The following is a 21,504-nucleotide window of genomic DNA, read 5'->3' on the forward strand; positions in this document are numbered from 1 at the left end:
CACATGCGCTGCCATTCAAGAAACGGGCAAGGAGGTGTAGGATGGCTTCTGACGTTACATTCAATAAAGTCACTTGGCCGAACTATAGTGTGGAGAACTCCAAACTAGTCAAAAAGAAGGACGGCAACAACACACTGGGAAAAGACGAGTTCCTGAAGATACTCATCGCACAGCTCCAAAACCAAGATCCGATGCAGCCGATGCAGGATCGGGACTTCATTGCGCAAATGGCGCAGTTCAGTTCGGTCGAGCAGCTGATGAACATTCAAAAGCAATTGGGCTCGATGCAGCAGGCGCTCGGGATGTCTTCCAGTTTGATAGGCAAAGAAATCACATGGATTGCATCGGAGAAAGAATCGATGACCGTCAAGATCGGAAACGACCAGAACAAGCCGAAGGAAAGCGTGAAGACGGGCATCGTCGAATCGATCATTGTCCGAGAAGGCATCCCTTATGCCAAGGTAGGAAAAGACGAGGTCGATTTGAACACCATTTCCGAAATTCGGACACCGGAAACAGAGGGCAACCCGGACGAAGGCAACAATGAAGTACCGCCTGCTCCGGAACAGCCAGAGCAGCCGCAGCAGCCGGAAGGAAACGCATGAACATCCACGGGGCAATGGGGCATATAGGCATTGCGGGACCCATCCAGGGAACGAGCGCCCAGCGGACACCGCAGCGGGAGCAGATTGGTAAGGACACTTCCTTCCAGCGAATGCTGCAGCATGAGCTGACACGTACAGAGGATGTGCAGTTCAGCCACCATGCGAAGGTAAGAATGCAGGAACGCGGCATGGTCATGTCTGCGGACATGATGAACAAGATGCAGCAAGCGGTCAAACAGGCGGAAGACAAAGGGTCGCGTCAGTCGCTTATCATCGTCGATAACCAAGCGTTTATCGTAAACGTCAAATCGCGCACCGTCATTACGGCCTTAGATCAAGCATCTCAGCAGAACCATGTGTTTACGCAAATCGACAGCGCCATTTTAATGAAATAAGCAAGCAGTGCATGAAACAAGGCCGGACCGAGCAGGAGGCCATGGGCTCATGGAACGACAGAAGTGAGCCAACAATTTGGGGAGGTATTAATAAATGATTCGATCCATGTATTCGGGTGTTTCAGGTATGCGCGGTTTTCAAACCAAACTTGACGTTATCGGGAACAACATCGCGAACGTGAACACGGTCGGCTTCAAACAAGGGCGCGTCATGTTCAAGGACATCATGAGCCAGACGATGAGCGGAACGACAGCGCCAAGTGATGAAGGCAGCGGCGGTATTAACGCGAAGCAAGTCGGCTTGGGTGTTGCGATATCGGCTATCGATAACGTGCATACCCAAGGCAGCGCCATGATGACGTACCGTCCGCTTGACTTGCGTATCGACGGCGACGGCTTCTTCGCCCTCTCGCTAGGTGAAGATCAGGAAGCGCCGTTCCTGACTCGCGCAGGCGACTTCCACCTTGATGCAGAACGCAACCTCGTTAATGTGGATGGTCTGAGAGTGCTTGATTCCGGCGGCGCTCCGATTCAACTGGAAGAAGATATCGTCGAGTTCTCGATCTCGCAGAACGGGGAGATTATGGCGAAGCGTGCCGACGGAACCACCGAAGGGACCGGCACCTCTATCGGGATTGTCAAAGTAGTGAACCCGGAAGGCTTGGAGAAGATCGGCGGCAATCTGTACCGCGCAACTCCGAACGCGATCGCGGATGGTGAAATCACGGTTGGTACAGCAAACGATCCCGAAACGGGCAGCGGCGCAATCATTGCCGGGGCGCTGGAAATGTCCAACGTGGACTTGACGGCAGAATTTACGGAAATGATCGTAACGCAGCGCGGTTTCCAAGCAAACTCACGTATTATTACGACGTCCGATGAAATCCTCCAAGAGGTTGTTAACTTAAAACGATAATCGTATAGACTAATCGCACCCATCTCCTGATGCCGCACGGCATCGGGAGATACGGACGGTTCATTAAGGGAGGAATAGGATGATATCCGTTACACGGCTGAATGGGTCGCCCATTTGGGTGAACGCACTGCTCATTGAATCTGTCGAAGAAACACCGGATACGTACATTTCGTTAACGACAGGGAAGAGAATCATTGTGCTGGAAAAAGGCCCTGAAGTCATTAGCCTTATTGAACAATACATACGTTCCGTCGGAATTATTGCCGGGACGAAGAAGACTGATTTATCGGAGGGACAACCATGAAACGAATGTTGCCGTGGATGATTACATTGCTGCTCGCACTGACGCTTATCGCTCTTGTCGTCATTATGCTCACTAATTCGGGCGGCAAGCCGCAAGCGGGACAAGCACAGCAGGGGAATGTTCATATCGCAAGATTATCGGCCGATGAGATTGTGGAGATGACATCGATCATGAGTGACATCAAAACAAACCTGGCTGACCGCGACTATGTCGCATTGACTGGCTTTGCGTTCCAGTTGGACAACAAAAAGACAAAAGAGCAATTCGACAAGATTAAAGATTTGCGCATCAAACCGTTAATTTTGAGAACTTTGGCTGATATGAAACCGGAAGAGTTGCAAGGAATGAAGGGTCAAGATCAGTTGTGTGCGAAGTTGCTCGACCTTATTAACAAACAATTGCCTGAAGGCAAAGTAATTCAAGTCGATTTAACTGATTTCATCATGACTCGCATTTAAAGGCATTTGAGCATGACACACATGTTGCAGCTGAATCCTGTAAGGGGGTGAAACGATTGGTAGACGTGCTATCGCAGAACGAGATTGACGCCCTGCTTGCGGCGCTGTCCTCTGGTGAAATGGATGCGGAGGAACTGAAAAAAGAGGAAACCCAGCGTAAAATCCGTTCGTACGATTTCAAGCGTGCCGTTCGTTTTTCAAAGGACCACATTCGCAGTTTGACACGCATCCATGAGAATTTTGCCAGATACTTAACGACTTATTTTTCCGCACAATTACGTACATTTGTGCAAATCAACGTCGTTCAAGTCGAACAACTGCCGTATGATGAATTTATCCGGTCTATTCCAAAAATGACGATTTTGAACATTTTTGAGGCAGAGCCGTTCAAAGGCCGGATGGTATTGGAAGTGAATCCGAACGTCGCATATGCGATGCTGGATCGCATGCTGGGCGGTGCTGGCACGGCACCCTCCAAGATTAATGCTTTAACCGAAATTGAGACGACGGTGATGGAACGCATTTTTAGCCGGGCGTTCGATAGCTTGCAGGAAGCTTGGAAGAATGTGCTAGATATTCAACCAAGACTCGAAGCGCTTGAGACCAATCCTCAATTTATGCAAATCGTATCACCGAACGAGACGATCGCACTTATCTCTCTAAGCACTAAAATCGGAGATACGACGGGGATGATTAACTTATGTATTCCGCACGTCGTGATTGAGCCAATTATGCCGAAGCTTTCGGTGCATCATTGGTTCGTATCAGAGAAAAAAACGCGGGAACCGATTGAAGTCGAAAAATTACGCCAACGGGTGACAAAAGCAAAGCTGCCTATCTCCGTTGAACTGGGCACATCTCAAATTACGGTGCAGGAAATGATGCAGTTATCCATCGGAGATGTCATCGCATTGAACAAACCGGTTGACAACGGCTTGATGATTCGAGTGGGTGACCGCGTGAAATATATAGGTTCTCCTGGCGTGATAAAAGATCGTGTAGCTGTACAAATCGAGCAAGTCGTGGATGAGGGAGTGGAAGAGCATGACGAGTAAGGATTACTTGTCGCAGGAAGAAATCGACGCATTGTTAAAAATATCGAGTGATGGACCGTCTGCTGAGGAAGCTGAGACTCCTTCCATAGAAAAATATTTAAATCCGATCGAGACCGATGCGCTTGGTGAAATTGGAAATATTACGTTCGGCAGTGCGGCAACGGCGCTATCTACGCTATTAGGCAAAAAGGTAGAAATCACGACGCCGCGGATTACGCTTTTGAAGCGTGAAAACTTGGAAAATGAGTTTCCAAAGCCGCACGTGGCGGTGCACGTTCGATATGTAGAGGGATTTGAAGGCGTCAATTCTTTAGTCATCAAAACCTCGGATGCCCAAGTGATCGCCGATTTGATGCTTGGCGGTGATGGGACGAATCATAGCGAAGAATTGAATGAAATTCATATTAGCGCTGTTCAGGAAGCGATGAATCAAATGATGGGATCGTCGGCCACTTCGATGTCGACTATCTTTAATCGAATGGTTAACATTTCGCCGCCTGGTATCGGTATTTTGAATATGTCGAACGGACAGGGTGTTGAAACGCTGCCCGATGACAATGTTCTCGTCAAAATATCGTTCCGCTTGACGATCAGCGACTTGATTGATTCAACCATTATGCAAATATTAACGGTTCCATTTGCTCAGAACATGGTTCGCATGTTGATGGGGGATACGACAGAAGCAGCTGCAGAAGCAGCCGCATCTGCTGTGCAAGTCGAACCAGACATTCCGATGGCTCCTCCAGCTCAGCCTGCTAGTCATGCAGCTCCAGAAGCGGCTGCACCGCAGCAAATGGCAGGGTATGACCATCCAATGATGGGAGGAGGGCATGTCATGCAGCAGCCTTATGGATCGGCTCCGATGCCTTCGGGAAATATGGAGGCACATGGTGGCAATGCGTCGGCTTTTGGCTCGACACACCATCGCAATTTGAATGTGCAGCCAGTTCAATTTGCAAATTTCCAACCGGCACAGTATGTACAAAATGATGAATCTAATCTAAATTTATTGTTGGACATCCCGCTCAAAGTCACAGTAGAATTAGGTAGGACGCACAAACAGATCAAAGACATTTTGGAGCTCTCGCAAGGTTCCATTATCGAGTTGGACAAGCTGGCAGGTGAACCAGTCGACATTCTCGTGAACAACAAACTGATTGCAAAAGGGGAAGTTGTCGTCATAGATGAGAATTTCGGCGTGCGTGTCACAGATATCATCAATCAGTGGGATCGTATTCAGAAACTACAATAAGATTTAGGGAGGATTCTCAACGATGGCAAAGCGTATTTTGATCGTAGACGATGCAGCATTCATGCGAATGATGATTCGAGACATTTTAACAAAGAATGGTTTCGATGTCGTAGGAGAAGCATCGGATGGTGCACAAGCGATCGAAAAGTACAAAGAACATAAACCAGATCTCATTACAATGGACATTACGATGCCGGAAATGGACGGAATTACGGCATTGAAAGAAATCCGTAAAATAGATCCTAGTGCGAAAGTCATTATGTGCTCCGCGATGGGCCAGCAGGCGATGGTTATCGATGCGATTCAAGCGGGTGCGAAGGACTTTATCGTCAAGCCGTTCCAGGCTGACCGTGTAATTGAAGCCATTAACAAGACGTTAGGATAATCTTATGGAAGACAACGGTCAAATGATGCAAACATCCGGTGTCGGGGACTACATATCCAGCTTATTGACCGTGTTGTTGTCGCTTGCTGTAATCATTGTACTTATCGTGCTCTTGATTAAGCTGTTAAGTCGTAAGAACCGTATATGGCAAATGAATCAAAGTATCCGTACTTTGGGCGGCACCGGGCTCGGACCGAATAAGTCTTTACAAATCGTAGAAGTTGGCGATGTCGTCTATGTGTTGGGGATCGGGGAAGATATTACGCTTATCGATAAAGTAAGTGACCCTGAACAAGCGGAGCGTCTTATCGCGTTTCTCGAGGGCGCACAGTCATCCAGACAAGCGGCATGGCCAACCTCTTGGTCAGAGCTGATGAACCGTATGCGAGCAGGGCGTAAAGCCTCAAGCAACAACACTAAGCAAGAGGATGCGGAACCGTCTTCCGTATCGTTTCACGAAATGTTTCATGCCAAGCTTGATCAATTGCCGAAGCGCAGTGATCAAGTAGAACAATTGCTGAAAGATGATACCAATGAAGATCGGTAGATGGATTCATGAATAAAAAATTGCTACTATCTGTAACTGTCACGCTGCTGTTATCCAGCTTTGCGGCTCATTGGGCGGTAGCATCTCCTGTCATTCCGGACATCGACATTAAAGTTGGCGGCGGTGGCGGGCAGCCGGGGACGGCATCATTGTCTATCCTGCTCATGATTACCGTGCTGAGCTTGGCTCCGGCCATACTTATCCTGATGACATCGTTCACGCGTATCGTGGTTGTGCTCGGATTCGTCCGGACCTCTCTTGGTACGCAGCAGATGCCGCCCAATCAAGTATTGATTGGTCTAGCGCTCTTTCTTACATTGTTTGTGATGTCCCCAACGATTGGAACTGTGAATGAAGTCGCCTTACAGCCTTATCTAAAAGGCGAGATGAATCAGACCCAAGCGTTGGAAAAAGCGGTTGTCCCTATTAAAAAGTTCATGTTCTCGCATACGCGCGAGAAAGATTTGCTTTTATTTATGAAATACACCAAAACTGAAAAACCGAAAACCTATGAGGAAATTCCTTTAACTGTGCTCGTGCCCGCGTATGCAATCAGTGAATTGAAGACGGCGTTTCAAATGGGCTTTATGATTTTCATTCCTTTTCTAGTGATTGATATGATCGTCGCCAGTACGTTGATGGCCATGGGGATGATGATGCTACCGCCGGTCATGATATCGCTGCCGTTTAAAATATTGCTGTTTGTACTCGTGGATGGTTGGTATCTCGTTGTGAAATCACTCCTCGCGAGCTTTAACACGTGAGACTTCAATTGACGCACGGGAGGGAATGGAATGAGTGCTGAGTTTATTATCGGCTTGGCAGGGCAGGCAGTGTTTACTGTACTGAAAGTGAGTGCTCCAATGCTGGCCATTGCTTTGGTTGTAGGTCTTCTCATCAGTGTATTTCAAGCAACGACCCAAATTCAAGAGCAGACGTTGGCTTTTGTGCCTAAGATAATTGCGGTCATGGTAGCCATATTGGTGTTCGGACCGTGGATATTGACTACGGTCGTTGATTTTGCGCATAACATCTTAAATAATTTGCATCTTTATATCGGTTAGGCTGTGAGGTCATGGAAACGCTCGTACAAGCTTTCCCTGTTTTTTTGCTCACGCTGTGTCGAATCTCGGCATTCTTTGTCGCCGTTCCTGTCTTTTCTTCGCGAGGCGTGCCGTTTCGCTTCAAGATTGGGCTCGCGTTTTTTATCAGCGTGATTGCATATTTGTTGTTCGGGCTTGGAAAAACGGTTCCGGCTGATGGCACGTATATGGTTATTATCGTGCGTGAGGTATTAATTGGCCTGCTCATCGGTTTCTTGGCGCAATTGTTTTTTACGGCAGTGCAAACGGCGGGGTCGTTCGTCGACATTCAGATTGGCTTCGGCATCGCGAATGTCATTGACCCATTAACCGGGACCAGCGCACCTGTCATGGGTAACTTCAAGTACATATTTGTCGTGCTATTGTTTCTTGGAATGAACGGCCACCATTACTTTATCGACGGAATCATGAAAAGTTTTGAGTGGTTGCCACTGGATGACAATTCGTTCTTCCAGCAGATTGCCAACGGAAATATTACAGAATTTCTGGTTCAGTCGTTTACGCAAGCGTTCATTATCGCCTTTCAAATTTCTGCGCCGCTTATCGTCGCGTTGTTTCTTACCGATGTGGCGCTTGGATTTTTGGCGCGGACTGCACCGCAATTTAACATTTTTGTAGTCGGGATTCCGATTAAAATCATCGTAGGTCTTGTCATGCTGTTCCTCGTCGTGCCTGGCCTCGTTTATGTATTGCAGCAACTGTTCGCTACTATGTTTGAGGCGATGGAGCAACTGCTGCGCATGATGCAGGGGGCGAGCTGATGCCAACACCAGGTTCAGAAGAATGGATTGTGCCGTGCGCTACTACACGTACGCTGCGGCACAAACTTTCACTGCAGATGTTCTCGCAGGAGAAGACGGAAAAAGCGACGCCAAAGAAAAAGCAGGAAGCTCGAAAAAAAGGTCAAGTCGCCAAAAGCACGGATCTTTCCAGCTCGTTCATCTTGCTGGTCAGCTTCTTCTCCTTCTTGATGCTTGGCGGGTTCTATAAAGAACGAATTATCGATTTGTTCGCTGATTCCTTTCGGCACCGGCTTTCCATGGATGTGACCATTTACAACGTTACGGACTATTTCGGAAGCCTTTTTGTAAAGGCGTTAATCATCTTGGCGCCCGTATTTATCGTTTCTGTTGTCATTGCACTCATTGTGAATTATATGCAGGTTGGATTTTTGTTTACGGGCGAACCGCTCAAGATGCAGTTTTCCAAGATTGATCCAATAAAGGGATTTAAAAAAATATTTTCTATTCGCTCGGTTGTAGAATTTTTAAAATCAATTTTAAAGATGACGATCATCGGAACTGTTGTGTATTTGTCGATATGGGGAGAACGGGAGCGCATCATTATGATGTCTCATGTGCCGTTAAGTGAAATATTAGGCTATACCGCACATTTGACCGTTATGCTAGGGATTAAGATTGGCGCAGCTCTCTGTATTCTGGCCGTATTTGATTACATGTATCAGCGTTTCGAATTCGCGAAGAGTTTGCGTATGTCCAAGCAAGACATTAAAGATGAGTACAAAAAGTCAGAGGGTGACCCCCTCATCAAAGGTAAGATTCGAGAGCGGCAGCGTCGGATGGCCTTGATGCGTATGATGCAAGAGGTTCCAAAAGCCGATGTCGTCATTACGAACCCGACACACTTTGCTGTCGCACTTCGCTATGACGGCAATGATATGGAGGCTCCGCAAGTGGTAGCCAAGGGGCAGGATTACGTGGCGCTTCGAATCAAACAAATCGCCAAGGAACATGGCGTACTGACCATGGAAAACAAGCCGCTCGCCCGGGCCTTATTTCAACGGACAGAGATTGGCGATGCAGTTCCAGCCGATTTGTTCCAAGCCGTGGCAGAAGTGCTGGCTTACGTATACAAATTGAAGGGCAAAGTCAATTGAGCGAACAGGATGGAGGGTGCACTCCGTGAAAACGAGAGATTTAGTCGTCTTAGTCGGTATCATCGGTATCGTGCTCATGATGGTCTTGCCTATACCGACTTGGTTGTTAGACATCTTGCTCGTAATCAACATCTCCATAGCATTAATGATTCTTCTTATTGCCATGAATACGAGAGAGATACTGCAGTTCTCGATTTTTCCAGCTTTGCTGTTGATTACGACGTTATTCCGACTCGCCCTCAACATTTCCACAACGAAGCTCATACTTGCGCACGGTGAAGCCGGCGATGTAGTAGCAACGTTTGGACAATGGGTGGCGCAAGGCAATATAGCTGTCGGATTGGTTGTATTCCTGATTCTTGTCGTCGTGCAGTTCATCGTCATTACTAAAGGGGCGGAGCGTGTAGCTGAAGTGGCAGCTCGCTTTACGCTCGACGCGATGCCAGGTAAGCAGATGGCGATTGATGCCGATTTGAATGCAGGCTTGATCAATGAGCATCAGGCGCGTGAACGCCGCGAGAAAATTGAAAAACAAGCGGACTTTTATGGCGCAATGGACGGTGCCAGTAAGTTCGTCAAAGGGGACGCCATTGCCAGTATCGTCATCCTCCTGATTAACTTAATCGGCGGATTTATCATTGGGATGGCCATGCATGGCAAGAGCTTCGGGGATGCGGCTTCTACATACTCGATTCTGTCCATTGGGGACGGGCTCGTCAGCCAGATTCCGGCATTGCTTATTTCGACGGCTTCAGGTCTCATCGTAACCCGGGCCGCTTCCAATGGTAACTTGGCGGAGGAATTAAGCACGCAAATGCTTGCCTATCCGAAGCTGTTGTATATTGTCGCTGGAACGATAAGCATGCTCGGCTTGCTCACGCCGATCGGTCCAGGCCCGACGATTCCATTTGCGGTCATTCTCGCTGTTGCCGGTTATCGAATGCAGAAAAATATGGACGTTCGCCAAATGGAAGAGGAACAGCTCGAGGAAGAACAGCAAATCGAGGAAGTGCGCAGTCCGGAGAGTGTCATTAATTTGCTGCAGGTGGATCCAATCGAGTTCGAGTTCGGTTACGGACTCATTCCGCTGGCAGATGCCCAGCAAGGGGGAGACCTGCTAGACCGCATCATTATGATACGCCGGCAATGCGCATTGGAGCTTGGGCTGGTCGTTCCGGTCATTCGCATTCGGGATAACATCCAATTGAAGCCGAACGAATATGTCATCAAGATCAAAGGAAATGCTGTAGCTCACGGAGAGCTCTTATTGAATCATTATTTAGCTATGAATCCAGGGTATGAGGATGATTCGGTATCAGGTATCGAAACGATGGAACCTGCATTCGGCCTGCCGGCCCTCTGGGTGGATGAGACGATGAAGGAGCGTGCGGAACTTGCTGGCTATACGGTAGTAGATCCGCCATCCGTCGTCGCTACCCATCTGACAGAGATTATTAAGAAGCACGCGCACGAGTTAGTTGGGCGTCAGGAGACCAAATCTCTTATCGAGACGGTCAAAGAGCAGTATCCGGCACTTGTTGAGGAGCTTATCCCGAACGTTCTGACTATCGGTGACGTGCAGAAAGTGTTGGCGAAGCTGCTGCGGGAGAAAATTTCGATTCGCGATTTGGTGACCATCTTCGAAACACTGGCTGATTACGGCACGTATACGAAGGATCCGGATGTGCTTACGGAATACGTTCGTCAGGCGTTGGCGCGTCAGATTACGCAGCAGTATGCCGTACCGGGTGAAACGCTGCGTGTCATTACGGTAGGGCCTTCACTTGAAAAGAAAATAGCCGAAAGCGTGCAGCAGAACGAGCACGGATCGTATCTCGTCATGGATCCAAGCATGACTCAGCAAGTGTATCAACGGGTCAGCGAGCAAGTACAGCGGCTGCTGCAATCGGGGCACTCCCCAGTCGTACTTGCATCACCTACGATACGCATGTATTTGCGCCAGTTAATGGAACGAGCTATGCAGGATATCCCGGTGTTGTCTTACAATGAGCTCGAACCGAATGTTGAAATTCAAAGCGTCGGAGTGGTGAATGTATGAGAGTAAAAAAATACATCGTTGACACCATGCCCGAGGCAATGAGCCAAATTCGCCATGAATTAGGGCAGGATGCGGTCATTGTCAGCACGAAGGAAGTACGAGCGGGCGGATTTCTCGGTATGTTCCGCAAGCGTTGCATCGAAGTCGTTGCCGCTGTGGACGAACAGGAGAAAACGGAACGGACGCGTTCAACCGCGTCTTCGCTTCAGGAGACAGCAGGCGCAAAGTCATACGTGTCGTCCTCCATGGCGCGCTCGGCGTACAGCGGTAAGAGAGAAGCTCTTACCGCTGTACGGCCTGCCGGACCTCGACACGATTCGGCACAAACCATGAACCGCGCGCCCACAGAACATTCGTCAGCTGCACCAAGTCCTGTCGGCGTATTGCCGTATTCCAGGGAGGAAGAAGAGAGACAGCGGGATCTGAACGCATTCCAAGATGCGGTAATGCAGGCTCGTCTGCAGGAAGCCGCCTCTGCGAGCTTGCCTGCAGATGACGGCTGGCAAAGCGAATTTAATGAAATGAAGCTCATGATGCGTAAAGTGATGCAGCGTGTCAATCACGACAATTGGCCAGACAGTATGCATGAAATGAAGCAGAGCTTGCTAGATCAGGGCGTAGCGAACGAGCTAGCTTACCGAATCGTGCAGGAAGCATGGGAGAAATGCCAAATCAACCGGATTGAGCAGCCCGAAATATCGGTGATAAGGTCCTATGTCCGCGACATTGTAAAAGAACAGCTGCAGTCTCATGAAGTGAACGGCTTAACATCCGCAACGCGAATCGTATACATGGTCGGACCTACGGGTGTCGGTAAGACCACGACCATTGCAAAGCTTGCTGCAGATCAGATGTTCCATCATCAGCGGCGGGTTGGCCTTATCACATCGGATACTTATCGGATCGCGGCCGTTGAACAGCTTAGAACGTATGCTTCCATATTGAATGTGCCGATCGAAGTCGCCACCTCGCCGAGCGATACGGGGCGGGCACTGCAAGCGCTCCAAGGCTGTGACCTCATCCTAATGGACACTGCGGGGCGCAATTTCCGTAACGACATGTTCGTTAACGAGTTGAACACGATGCTCAAGCCGCTGCCTGACAGCGAGACCTTTTTAGTGCTCAGCTTGACGTCGAAGACGGAAGACATGATGTCCATTCTGGAACGTTTCTCAAGACAGCGTGTCGACCGAATCATTTTTACGAAAGCCGACGAGACGGACACCTACGGTTCAATGCTTAACTTGGCGGATCGAACATCGATTCCGTTCAGTTATATCACTACAGGTCAAAACGTGCCTGATGATATCAAATCGTTTCATGTGGACGAGGTCGTGCGTTGGATCGTAGGAGATTAACTTATGATGAACGACCAGGCGCAAGCATTACGAAGATTAGTGAAATCAAAGCGGTCGGACGCGAATGATGCGCCGCCGCACGAGCATCCGAAGTCAAGTGGAGCACGGGTAGTTACGGTAACCAGCGGAAAGGGCGGTGTGGGGAAATCCAATTTCACATTGAATTTTGCCCTATCGCTGCAGGAAGCGGGTTACCGCACTCTCGTCTTTGATGCTGATATCGGTATGGCGAACATTGATGTCCTTCTGGGGAGCCCGGCATCGTCGAATCTGGTTCACGTTGTGCAGCAGCGCAAGACGCTGCAGGATATCATCCAGATCGGGCCCTTGGGCATGCATTACATTCCAGGCGGTTCAGGATTTCAAGATTTGCTGGAACTGCCTTCCGAGCAAATCGACAGGCTGCTCACCGAGATGGAGAGTTGGTCCGAGCGTTATGACATCATCTTGTTTGATACGGGGGCCGGTCTAAGCAAAGAAACGATTCGCTTTATTCTGGCGGCGGATGAAACGTTTGTCGTAACGACCCCTGAGCCGACGGCAATCGCGGATGCTTACGCATTGATCAAAATCGTGAACGGCATGGGTCACGGCACAGACTTTAGGCTGGTCGTCAATCGGGCGGCCGATTGGAAGGAAGGCAGTCAGACCGCTGAACGTCTATCGTCTGTCGCCCGGAGGTTCTTGCATCAATCGATACCGACTTTGGGTGTTCTGTATGACGATCCTCATGTCATGCAAGCCGTGAAGAAGCAGACGCCATTCTGCTTGCTGTATCCGCAGAGCAAGGCGTCCCTGCAAATCCGCGAGCTTGCGAAGTCCTATATCAATGGATCGGACCCGGCGGAACCGAACGGCGGAGTAAAGCAATTTATTCGAAATTGGCTGCGGCGCTGGTCATCATAGACAGATGTCCACACCATAAGGGAGCGTGATGAGAATTGGCAACGAAGAAGAAAGTGCTCGTCGTGGACGACTCGGCCTTCATGCGAACTATTATTTCGGATTTAATTGTGCAGGATCCTTCTTTCGAGATTGCGGGCACAGCCCGTCATGGATTGGAAGCGGTAGATAAGGTGAAGGAATTAAAGCCTGATGCGGTAACTCTTGATGTGGAGATGCCCGTCCAAAATGGACTTGAGGCACTGCGCCGTATTATGGCTGAAGCACCAACACCGGTAATCATGTTATCGAGCTTGACCGAAGAAGGTCGTTCGGAGACGCTATCCGCTCTGGAATACGGCGCATATGATTTCGTATGCAAGCCGAGTCCAGCGGGAGGTACCGGGGACATTCATAAAGTAGGCGAAATGCTAATCGAGAAGCTGCATACGGCTATCGCTTCCGAGGAGCGAAGACGGCAGCTTGAGGAGCTTCGACAGCAGAGACTTGCGAGGGAAGCGTCTCTCACCTCCAAAGCTCTGGAGCCTTCCCGACCCATTCCACGAGAGAAGAAGCCGTTGTCTCTGCCGGATAGGAGCCATCAAGCAGCTAACAACCGCGATGAAATAACGTCGAGCAGGTTGGCGAAGAAGGCAGTTCCCCAACGCCTGCACGGATATCGTAAGGGGGCAGATCAAGAGCTGGATGCGAACCATCGCTCTATGAAGCCTGTAGCGGATCCCGTTCCGGAAGCGAAACCGCTATCCCGATCCAACGTGGAGAAGCCAGGAGTCAGAGGGATGAAAGGGCGTACCACTTCCTTCGAACATATCATTGCGATCGGAACGTCAACCGGCGGACCGCGCGCGTTAAAGCAGTTATTGACTGATTTGCCGAAGGGATTGCCTGCTCCGATTCTCATCGTTCAGCATATGCCGCCGAACTTTACGAAGTCGCTAGCTGAGCGATTAAATACATACAGCGAGCTAGAGGTAAGAGAAGCTCAAGATGGGGAAGTCTTGCAAGCGGGCGTGGCGTATATCGCTCCTGGCGGTTTGCACATGACTGCCACCAAGAAAACCGATGGCAACTATGCCATTTCATTAAATAAATCAGAACCGCGATCTGGACATCGTCCTTCCGTTGACATGTTATTCGAATCGCTGTTGCCGTTCCATCAGCTTGAGCGCCATATCGTGCTCTTGACTGGGATGGGGAGTGACGGCGCCAGGATGATGCGCCAATTGGCCGATGAAGGCGTAACTTCCACCTTCGTGGAGAGTGAAGAAAGCTGTGTCGTATTCGGCATGCCGCGTGCAGCCATTGAGCTCGGGTGTGTGTCGCATATCGTTCCATTGAGAGACATGGCAGGCGCTATCATGAACGCGGTGAAATGAAGACGCAAAGTAGTGCAAATCGTTAAAGGGGGTGTTCGAACATGGATTTAAACCAGTATTTATCCATGTTTATTGACGAAGCGAACGACCATTTGCAAGCGTTGAACGAGCACATGCTAGAGTTAGAGAGTCAGCCGGACGATGTCAGCATTGTTCAAGTCATCTTCCGTTCCGCTCACACATTAAAGGGTATGTCGGCGACCATGGGCTTTGAAGACTTGGCATCCTTAACCCATCAGATGGAAAATGTGCTTGATATGGTGCGCAATCATCAGCTATCGATGGATGACTTCATCTTCGATACGCTCTTCCGCAGCTTGGATGCGCTGGAAGCAATGGTCGGAGATATTACGAACGGCGGCGAAGGAAAGGCGGATGTGACTGAGATTGTCGCTTCGCTGCAATCCATCGTATCGGGTGATTACAAGAAAGAAAAGAGTGCTGACGAGTCTGCTTCCGAGCAAGAAACGTCAGCCCAAAGCGAGTCCTTGGACGAGTTCCAGCGCAGCATTCTGGAACAATCGCTTGAAGCAGGGATGCACGTCTACCATATTCGAATCGAGCTTAGAGAAGACTGCGTGCTGAAAGCAGCGCGGGCGTACATGGTATTTCAAGTGCTGAGTCAGTACGGGGAAGTGGTGAAATCCGCACCGCCAGCTCAGGATATCGAGCAGGATAAGTTCGACAGCGGCTTCTCTATATTTTTCGTCAGTCAAACCGAGGTGGAGCAGCTTAAGCACGAAGTTGGACAAGTGTCCGAGCTTGAGTCTGTGGAAATCAAAGATATGACGCTGGAAGATGTGCGTCAATGGAATCAGCGTGCAGATGAAGTCCATACCTCAGCCAAAGAGACGGCGGCGACTGCAGTGAAGCCTGCTGTAGAGCAAGACAAGCCGAAGTCTGCTCCGACGGCATCACCAGCTGTCACGACGCAGGATGCGGCCAAGAAAAGCTCGGCGTCACCTGCGCCGAACAAAGCGGTTCAGAATCGCACGATTCGAGTAGACATCGAGCGATTGGATGTATTGATGAATTTATTAAGCGAGATGCTGATCGATCGCGTACGCCTGGAGCAATTGGCAGGCGAGTTGAAACAGCACGATTTGACAGAAACCGTCGAACATTTAGTGCGTGTCAGTTCAGACTTGCAAAATATCGTCTTGAAGATGCGGATGGTTCCGGTAGATGTTGTATTCAGCCGCTTCCCGCGTATGGTTCGCGACTTGGCGAAATCACTCGACAAAAAAGTCGATTTTATTATTACGGGTGCCGATACCGAGATGGATCGGACCGTTATCGATGAGATTGGCGATCCGCTTGTGCATTTGCTTCGGAATGCAGTCGACCATGGTATCGAGTCCATCGAGGAGCGCATTGCGAAGGGGAAATCAGAGACAGGCACGGTGCAATTGCGTGCGTACCAAAGCGGAAATCATGTCTTCATCGAAATTGAGGAAGACGGTCACGGCATCGACCGTGACAAAATTTTGAGCAAGGCAATGAAGAACGGTATTGTCAGTCCTGACAAAGCGGCTTCTCTAAGCGATGAACAAGTGTATCAGCTTTTGTTCGCTTCTGGATTCAGTACGGCGGACAAAGTATCCGACGTCTCCGGACGCGGAGTGGGTCTAGACGTGGTGAAATCCAAAATTGCGTCACTCGGCGGACATGTCATTGTCGAATCGAAGTTGGGACAAGGCACGACATTTATCGTTCAGCTTCCGCTCACGCTTTCTATCTTGTCGGCGATGCTGTTCACGCTGGGCACTGAGAAGTACGCGATTCCGTTAACCTCAATTGTAGAGACCGGATTGGTACAGAAAGACGATATTCGCCGACTTCATGGCGGCATTCGCATGATTGATTACCGCGATAGCGTCATTCCGCTCTTATCGCTTAGTGCGCTGTTCGATTGTGCCAGCTATTCCGATATGGATGAAGATGAAATCGAGATTATTATCATTCGCAAAGGGGAGCGCCTTGCAGCGCTTGCCGTCGATGACTTCGTCGGTCAAAACGAAATTGTGTTGAAGCCGCTTGGCAACTACTTAAAGAACACCCCGGGCATTTCGGGCGCGACGATTCTGGGAGATGGACAAGTCGCATTAATCATCGATCCGAACGCGTTGCTTAAATAAGAAGGCCCACTCGTTGCATATCAAGCTTGAGGAGGATATGACATGGCAGAGGAAATTAAAGTCGTTGTCTTTACGTTAGGACAGGAAGAGTATGGTATTGAAGTAGAAAAGGTGAAGACGATCGAGCGCATGATGCCGATTACCCGCGTGCCGAAGACCTTTGATTTCATTAAAGGCGTTATCAATCTCCGGGGCGTAGTCGTGCCTGTCATTGAACTGCGCGGCAGATTCGGGATGGCTGAAGAAGAGCATACGGATCAGACACGAGTCATTATCGTCGCGCATGATGAAATGGAAGTCGGCTTCATCGTTGATAGTGCAAGTGACGTCATAGACATCACTTCAGATGATATCGAGCCCGCTCCTGAAGTCGTCGGAGGCATTCAAGCGAAATATTTGCGCGGCGTCGCCAAATTTGGAGATAATCGCTTGTTGATTATGCTGAACTTGGCCGAAGTATTAAACAAAAGCGAAATTATTAAGTTAGAACAACTCGAGGCATAAAGCTGTGCATTTGTACGAACGTCTCGGAGAATACAAGATGGATGTGTTAAAGGAAGTGGGCAATATTGGTGCCGGCAACGCCGCAACGGCACTCTCCCACCTCCTTAACCGTCCTATCGACATGGCGGTTCCTAAAGTAAGGTTGGTCCCGTTTGAGTGCATCGCCGATGAAGTCGGGGGCGCAGAACAGGTTGTGATAGCCATCTACTTTCGTGTGGAGGGTGAAGCATCAAGTCATCTCTTTTTTATGTTTGAACTGGAACCGGCAAAGAAGTTGTTGTCGAATTTGGAGTTCTTCCCTGCAGGAGAAGAACAAGCGTTCTCAGAAATGGAAATATCCGCGCTTTCCGAGATTGGCAACATTTTAGCCGGGTCGTATTTGTCTTCCCTGGCAGATTTCACCCGTCTGTCGATGTCGCCGACCGTGCCACAACTGGCGATTGACATGGCAGGGGCCGTGCTGAACTACGGTATTTTGCAATATGGGGAGATGGGAGACAGTGCACTATTAATCGATACAAAGTTTTTGGAAGGCTGCGATGAAGTGCAAGGAACCTTTTTCTTAATACCTGACCCGGACTCTTTTTCAAAAATATTTGCTGCATTGGGAGTGCCATTCGAATGATTGAAGAGTCCACGGTTGTTAAAGTCGGCATGGCCGACTTGAATGTGTGCCTTACAGGCTCCATACGCACGACCGGTTTAGGCTCTTGTGTCGGATTGACTTTGTATGACCCCGTTGCCCATATTGCCGGCATGGCACATGTCATGCTGCCATCTTCGGACATTGCACGCGAAGGCGTGCGCAACATTGCGAAATATGCCGACACTGCTGTTCCTGAACTGATTCGACGTATGACGCTGGAAGGAGCCAAATTAACACGATTACAAGCCAAAATGGCGGGCGGTGCGCAAATGTTTGCGTTCGCTTCTAACAATGACATGATGCGCATCGGACCGCGTAATGTGGAATCATGCAAGCAAATGCTGCAAAAACACGGTATACCTCTTTTGGCAGAGGATACGGGCGGAAATTACGGACGTACAATTGAACTGCGCTGCGGAGATGGAATGTTGAACATTCGCAGTGTGCAGTTAGGTGTAAAGGAAATATAAGCCATGATAGGAACAATACGCTGGAATATTATTTTTGGAGCTGTCGGATTTGTCGTTACATTTCTTGCTTCTTCGAGCAACAATGTATGGACGACTAGCCTCATAAGAGGAATCATTGCCCTTTGTATCTGGTTTGCGCTTGGATTTGCGCTCAGATTTATCGCCGGTCTATTGCAGCAACCACAGCAAGATAAAGGCTCTGACCACGAGATGGCGGACAAAGGACAGACGGTGGATATGACAACACCAGATGAAAGTGATATGCTGCATGATTTGTTAAGGACGAAGCCGAGCGAAGAGAAGCATGCCGATCGGGAAGACGATAACGGAAGCGCCTTTCAGCCGTTAAACCCGCCCAAGCTCGTGACCAATCCGCAGATGGACGCGGAACAATTGGCGCAAGCTGTTCGTCACCTGACACAAAAGTAAGGAGGCTGACTGTCGGTGAGCGTACAGAAATTAAACCCATGCTCGCATGTTGAGCTATGGGAACGTTGGAAAGAACATGGAGACCTTGACGCGAGGAAACAATTAATCGAAATTCATTTGCCCATCGTTGACTTTGTCTCGAATCGGCTTGCCGCCGGTTTGCCCCGCAACGTTAGTAAAGATGATCTCGCCAGTCATGGGGCGATGGGCCTGATCGATGCTATCGAGAAATTCGATCATCGCAGAGGATTGCAGTTCGAAACGTATGCTTCTTGGCGCGTCCGCGGAGCCATCCTAGATGGGCTCCGTCAAGGAGACTGGGTTCCACGCTCGGTACGTGAGAAGGCGAAAAAGATCGAAGAAGCGTATCAACATTTGGAACAGCGTTATTTGCGTACTGCAACCGATGAGGAGATGAGTACGTATTTAAACATAGGCGAGAAAGAATTTCAAAGCATGGTTCAGGATGTATCCATCATGTCCGTATGCTCTTTGGAGGACCCGATACGGGAAGATGAGTCGGAGACGCGTATTTCATTGTTAATCGATGAAAAGGCCAAAAATCCGGAAAGCAAAGTAAACGAGCATTACTTAAAAGAATCCTTGGTGCATGGAATTGATAAGCTGACAGAGAAAGAGCGCACTGTTATCTCACTGTTCTATTACGAAGATTTGTCATTAAGTGAAATTGCTGAAGTCATGTCCTTATCTCCATCCCGTATTTCCCAGCTGCATTCTAAGGCGATTATACGCTTGCGAACTACATTAGAGAAGCATAAGAGTATGCTGCTGGAAGCGTAATCAAGCACTGGCTGGCAAGGTTTTAAATCGAGTAGGTGGAAAGGGGGATTTTTCATGAGTATGACGTTGGCCTTGGAACAATATTTGGAAGTGACGATTTCTGAGGACAAGCTTCATGCCTATGTGCAGTTTGTTAAGTTCGATGCAGCATTTCAATGTACGGCAGATAAGTTGGAAACTTTGCTCCACAGCAATGGCGTTCGATTCGGAATTCAGGCGAGAGTGCTTCAAGAAATTGCTTCTAATCCCAAAGCCTTTGCACGCGGTGCAACGATGATTGCTCATGGAAAAGCGCCCATAGCGGGTGAGGACGGACGAATTAATGTTTTGTTGCCAAAGAGAGAGCGGGAGACAAAACCAGCTGAGCTTGAGGATGGTACGGTTAATTTTAAAGAGGTCAAACAGTTAGATAATGTGAAAAAGGGCCAAATCATTGCGGAGCGAATTCCGAGCAAAGAAGGAATACCCGGGATGGCGGTTACAGGCGAGACGATTCCGGCGAATAAAGTACGCGAGGCCCGATTTAAAGTGGGAAAAAACGTCGTCGTTGATCCGGAAGAGCGGGCGATGTATGCAGCCATTGACGGGCTGGTCTCCAAAATGGATAAGGATCGCATTCATGTGTTCCCGGTATATGAAGTGAACGGGGATGTCGATTATCGGACCGGAAATATTAATTTCATTGGCACGATTGTCATTCGCGGCAATGTGTTGACTGGATTCCGTGTTCAAGCTGCAGGTGATATCCGCGTATACGGAGGCGTTGAAGGCGCGGAGATGGAAGCTGCCGGCTGCGTTGAAATTAGCGGGGGGATCATTGCTGGAAACAAAGGGTATGTCAAAGCGGGACAACATGTAAAGTGTTCTTTTATACAAGAAGCGAATGTAAGCGCAGCAACGGACGTCATCGTGACGCAAAGCATCATGCATGCCAATATTCGCGCAAGTAGACAGGTGGTTTGTAAAGGAACGAAAGGACTCATTGTCGGAGGAATCATACAGGCTGGCGAGCGTGTCATCGCTCGTACGATTGGTAATACAATGTCAACAGGGACAACGATTGAGGTTGGCGTACTGCCGGATTTACGAAACGAATTAACGGAACTGCGTTTAAAGCTGCACAGCAGCATCGATAGCTTAGAGAAGACAGAGAAGGCCTTGCGCATCTTAGATCAGATGGCTGCAGCAGGTCAGTTAACCGGAGAAAAGCTAGGAATGCGGATTAAGCTGAACTCGACGAAGAAGAAAGTAACGCAAGAGCAAACAGAAATTAGGGAACGCATGCTGGAAATTGAGAAGACGTTGGAAGAAACCGCATTGGCTTCGGTTGATGTGATAAATGTGATATATGGTGGCGCAAAGATCGTAATCGGCCGCAATACGCGCTTTATTAAGGATGCAGTACAGCGAATCTCTCTCCGAATGTCAGAAGGGGAGATCGTGATGTCGCCTTATTATTAATTTGACATGATTCAATCGAATCAGATGAGGTGATTAGATGAATGTTAAGCCGGTGGAAATGCAGATCGCAATTCCGCGCACTCAGGATGCTTCGGCAATTCATCAACAGCTGCAGCAGCGCCCGATTACAGAAAAATCGCTGTTGAATGATCAAGCGGAGAAGATGATTAGGAAATCAAGTCAGCGCAACGAAGAAGTGCAATCATCACAGGAAAGCCGCATTCGTGATCAGGAGAAAGAGGACAGACCGGATTCGGAACGGGAAACTGCCGAAGAACAGCTCGAGGCAGCGGAAAATAGCGAAACGCTTATAGTTTCCAAGCCTGCGGAACATCCCTATAAAGGTAAGCATATTGATTTCATATGTTAGAGGTTGATAGTTATGACGCCGGGTGCCCGTGGTAGTGAGGTTCGCGGCGTTTTCATTTTCAATATATAATGG

The 21,504-nt window shown here is 49.0% G+C and carries 25 protein-coding genes; all 25 read left to right on the top strand.

Annotation, left to right across the window (positions count from 1 at the left end):
* Window positions 1-41: 41 nt before the first annotated feature.
* Complete coding sequence (locus M3650_RS01260; protein ID WP_233695443.1) at window positions 42-605, top strand: flagellar hook capping FlgD N-terminal domain-containing protein; 564 nt, start codon at window positions 42-44, stop codon at window positions 603-605.
* Window positions 602-1,000, top strand: a complete 399-nt coding sequence (locus M3650_RS01265) for a TIGR02530 family flagellar biosynthesis protein (protein ID WP_019424990.1) — start codon at window positions 602-604, stop codon at window positions 998-1,000. Before M3650_RS01260 ends, M3650_RS01265 begins: the two co-directional genes overlap by 4 nt.
* Before the next feature lie 94 nt (window positions 1,001-1,094).
* A complete protein-coding gene (flgG, locus tag M3650_RS01270; protein WP_251571729.1) occupies window positions 1,095-1,916 on the top strand; it encodes a flagellar basal body rod protein FlgG in 822 nt (273 codons plus the stop codon).
* A gap of 79 nt (window positions 1,917-1,995) precedes the next feature.
* On the top strand, window positions 1,996-2,220 hold the full coding sequence (locus M3650_RS01275) for a flagellar FlbD family protein (protein WP_019424992.1): 225 nt from the start codon (window positions 1,996-1,998) through the stop codon (window positions 2,218-2,220).
* Window positions 2,217-2,678: a flagellar basal body-associated FliL family protein gene (locus tag M3650_RS01280; protein WP_019424993.1), complete on the top strand. Its 462-nt coding sequence runs from the start codon at window positions 2,217-2,219 to the stop codon at window positions 2,676-2,678. Before M3650_RS01275 ends, M3650_RS01280 begins: the two co-directional genes overlap by 4 nt.
* Window positions 2,679-2,734: 56 nt before the next feature.
* Window positions 2,735-3,733, top strand: coding sequence for a flagellar motor switch protein FliM (gene fliM / locus M3650_RS01285; RefSeq protein ID WP_019424994.1), 999 nt, complete (start codon window positions 2,735-2,737; stop codon window positions 3,731-3,733).
* Window positions 3,723-4,985, top strand: coding sequence for a flagellar motor switch phosphatase FliY (gene fliY / locus M3650_RS01290; RefSeq protein ID WP_019424995.1), 1,263 nt, complete (start codon window positions 3,723-3,725; stop codon window positions 4,983-4,985). Before fliM ends, fliY begins: the two co-directional genes overlap by 11 nt.
* Window positions 4,986-5,007: 22 nt before the next feature.
* Window positions 5,008-5,370, top strand: coding sequence for a response regulator (locus tag M3650_RS01295; protein WP_019424996.1), 363 nt, complete (start codon window positions 5,008-5,010; stop codon window positions 5,368-5,370).
* A 4-nt stretch (window positions 5,371-5,374) separates the two neighbouring features.
* Entirely contained in the window at window positions 5,375-5,917 is a 543-nt protein-coding gene (locus M3650_RS01300) for a flagellar biosynthetic protein FliO (RefSeq protein ID WP_019424997.1), read from the top strand.
* 8 nt (window positions 5,918-5,925) lie between these two features.
* Window positions 5,926-6,681 (top strand): flagellar type III secretion system pore protein FliP, encoded by a 756-nt coding sequence (gene fliP, locus M3650_RS01305; RefSeq protein ID WP_019424998.1) that lies wholly within the window; start codon window positions 5,926-5,928, stop codon window positions 6,679-6,681.
* A 30-nt stretch (window positions 6,682-6,711) separates the two neighbouring features.
* Window positions 6,712-6,981 (top strand): flagellar biosynthesis protein FliQ, encoded by a 270-nt coding sequence (gene fliQ, locus M3650_RS01310; protein ID WP_019424999.1) that lies wholly within the window; start codon window positions 6,712-6,714, stop codon window positions 6,979-6,981.
* Between the two features lie 11 nt (window positions 6,982-6,992).
* Window positions 6,993-7,781, top strand: coding sequence for a flagellar biosynthetic protein FliR (fliR, locus tag M3650_RS01315; protein WP_251571731.1), 789 nt, complete (start codon window positions 6,993-6,995; stop codon window positions 7,779-7,781).
* Entirely contained in the window at window positions 7,781-8,917 is a 1,137-nt protein-coding gene (gene flhB / locus M3650_RS01320; protein ID WP_019425001.1) for a flagellar biosynthesis protein FlhB, read from the top strand. The genes fliR and flhB overlap by 1 nt, the downstream gene beginning before the upstream one ends.
* A 25-nt stretch (window positions 8,918-8,942) precedes the next feature.
* Window positions 8,943-10,976: a flagellar biosynthesis protein FlhA gene (flhA, locus tag M3650_RS01325; RefSeq protein WP_233695447.1), complete on the top strand. Its 2,034-nt coding sequence runs from the start codon at window positions 8,943-8,945 to the stop codon at window positions 10,974-10,976.
* The gene (gene flhF, locus M3650_RS01330; RefSeq protein ID WP_251571733.1) at window positions 10,973-12,334 is read left to right on the top strand and encodes a flagellar biosynthesis GTPase FlhF; all 1,362 of its coding nucleotides are present in this window, start codon (window positions 10,973-10,975) and stop codon (window positions 12,332-12,334) included. The genes flhA and flhF overlap by 4 nt, the downstream gene beginning before the upstream one ends.
* A 3-nt stretch (window positions 12,335-12,337) precedes the next feature.
* Window positions 12,338-13,240 (top strand): MinD/ParA family protein, encoded by a 903-nt coding sequence (locus M3650_RS01335; protein ID WP_251571735.1) that lies wholly within the window; start codon window positions 12,338-12,340, stop codon window positions 13,238-13,240.
* A 35-nt stretch (window positions 13,241-13,275) separates the two neighbouring features.
* Window positions 13,276-14,613: a protein-glutamate methylesterase/protein-glutamine glutaminase gene (locus M3650_RS01340; protein ID WP_251571737.1), complete on the top strand. Its 1,338-nt coding sequence runs from the start codon at window positions 13,276-13,278 to the stop codon at window positions 14,611-14,613.
* Window positions 14,614-14,654: 41 nt separating this feature from the next.
* Window positions 14,655-16,751, top strand: coding sequence for a chemotaxis protein CheA (locus M3650_RS01345; RefSeq protein ID WP_251571738.1), 2,097 nt, complete (start codon window positions 14,655-14,657; stop codon window positions 16,749-16,751).
* Between the two features lie 42 nt (window positions 16,752-16,793).
* A complete protein-coding gene (locus M3650_RS01350; protein ID WP_019425007.1) occupies window positions 16,794-17,255 on the top strand; it encodes a chemotaxis protein CheW in 462 nt (153 codons plus the stop codon).
* 37 nt (window positions 17,256-17,292) lie between these two features.
* Entirely contained in the window at window positions 17,293-17,880 is a 588-nt protein-coding gene (locus tag M3650_RS01355) for a chemotaxis protein CheC (protein WP_019425008.1), read from the top strand.
* Window positions 17,877-18,371 carry a chemotaxis protein CheD gene (locus M3650_RS01360; RefSeq protein ID WP_019425009.1) on the top strand — a complete coding sequence of 165 codons (495 nt, stop codon included), beginning with the start codon at window positions 17,877-17,879 and terminating at the stop codon, window positions 18,369-18,371. The genes M3650_RS01355 and M3650_RS01360 overlap by 4 nt, the downstream gene beginning before the upstream one ends.
* 3 nt (window positions 18,372-18,374) lie before the next feature.
* Window positions 18,375-18,800, top strand: coding sequence for a hypothetical protein (locus tag M3650_RS01365; protein WP_251571740.1), 426 nt, complete (start codon window positions 18,375-18,377; stop codon window positions 18,798-18,800).
* Between the two features lie 15 nt (window positions 18,801-18,815).
* Window positions 18,816-19,601 (top strand): FliA/WhiG family RNA polymerase sigma factor, encoded by a 786-nt coding sequence (locus M3650_RS01370; protein ID WP_019425011.1) that lies wholly within the window; start codon window positions 18,816-18,818, stop codon window positions 19,599-19,601.
* A gap of 54 nt (window positions 19,602-19,655) precedes the next feature.
* A complete protein-coding gene (locus M3650_RS01375) occupies window positions 19,656-21,062 on the top strand; it encodes a flagellar assembly protein A (RefSeq protein ID WP_251571742.1) in 1,407 nt (468 codons plus the stop codon).
* Between the two features lie 37 nt (window positions 21,063-21,099).
* Window positions 21,100-21,432, top strand: a complete 333-nt coding sequence (locus tag M3650_RS01380; protein ID WP_251571745.1) for a hypothetical protein — start codon at window positions 21,100-21,102, stop codon at window positions 21,430-21,432.
* Window positions 21,433-21,504: the final 72 nt, after the last annotated feature.

Source organism: Paenibacillus sp. MER TA 81-3 (assembly GCF_023713585.1).
GTDB lineage: Bacteria > Bacillota > Bacilli > Paenibacillales > Paenibacillaceae > Paenibacillus_B > Paenibacillus_B profundus.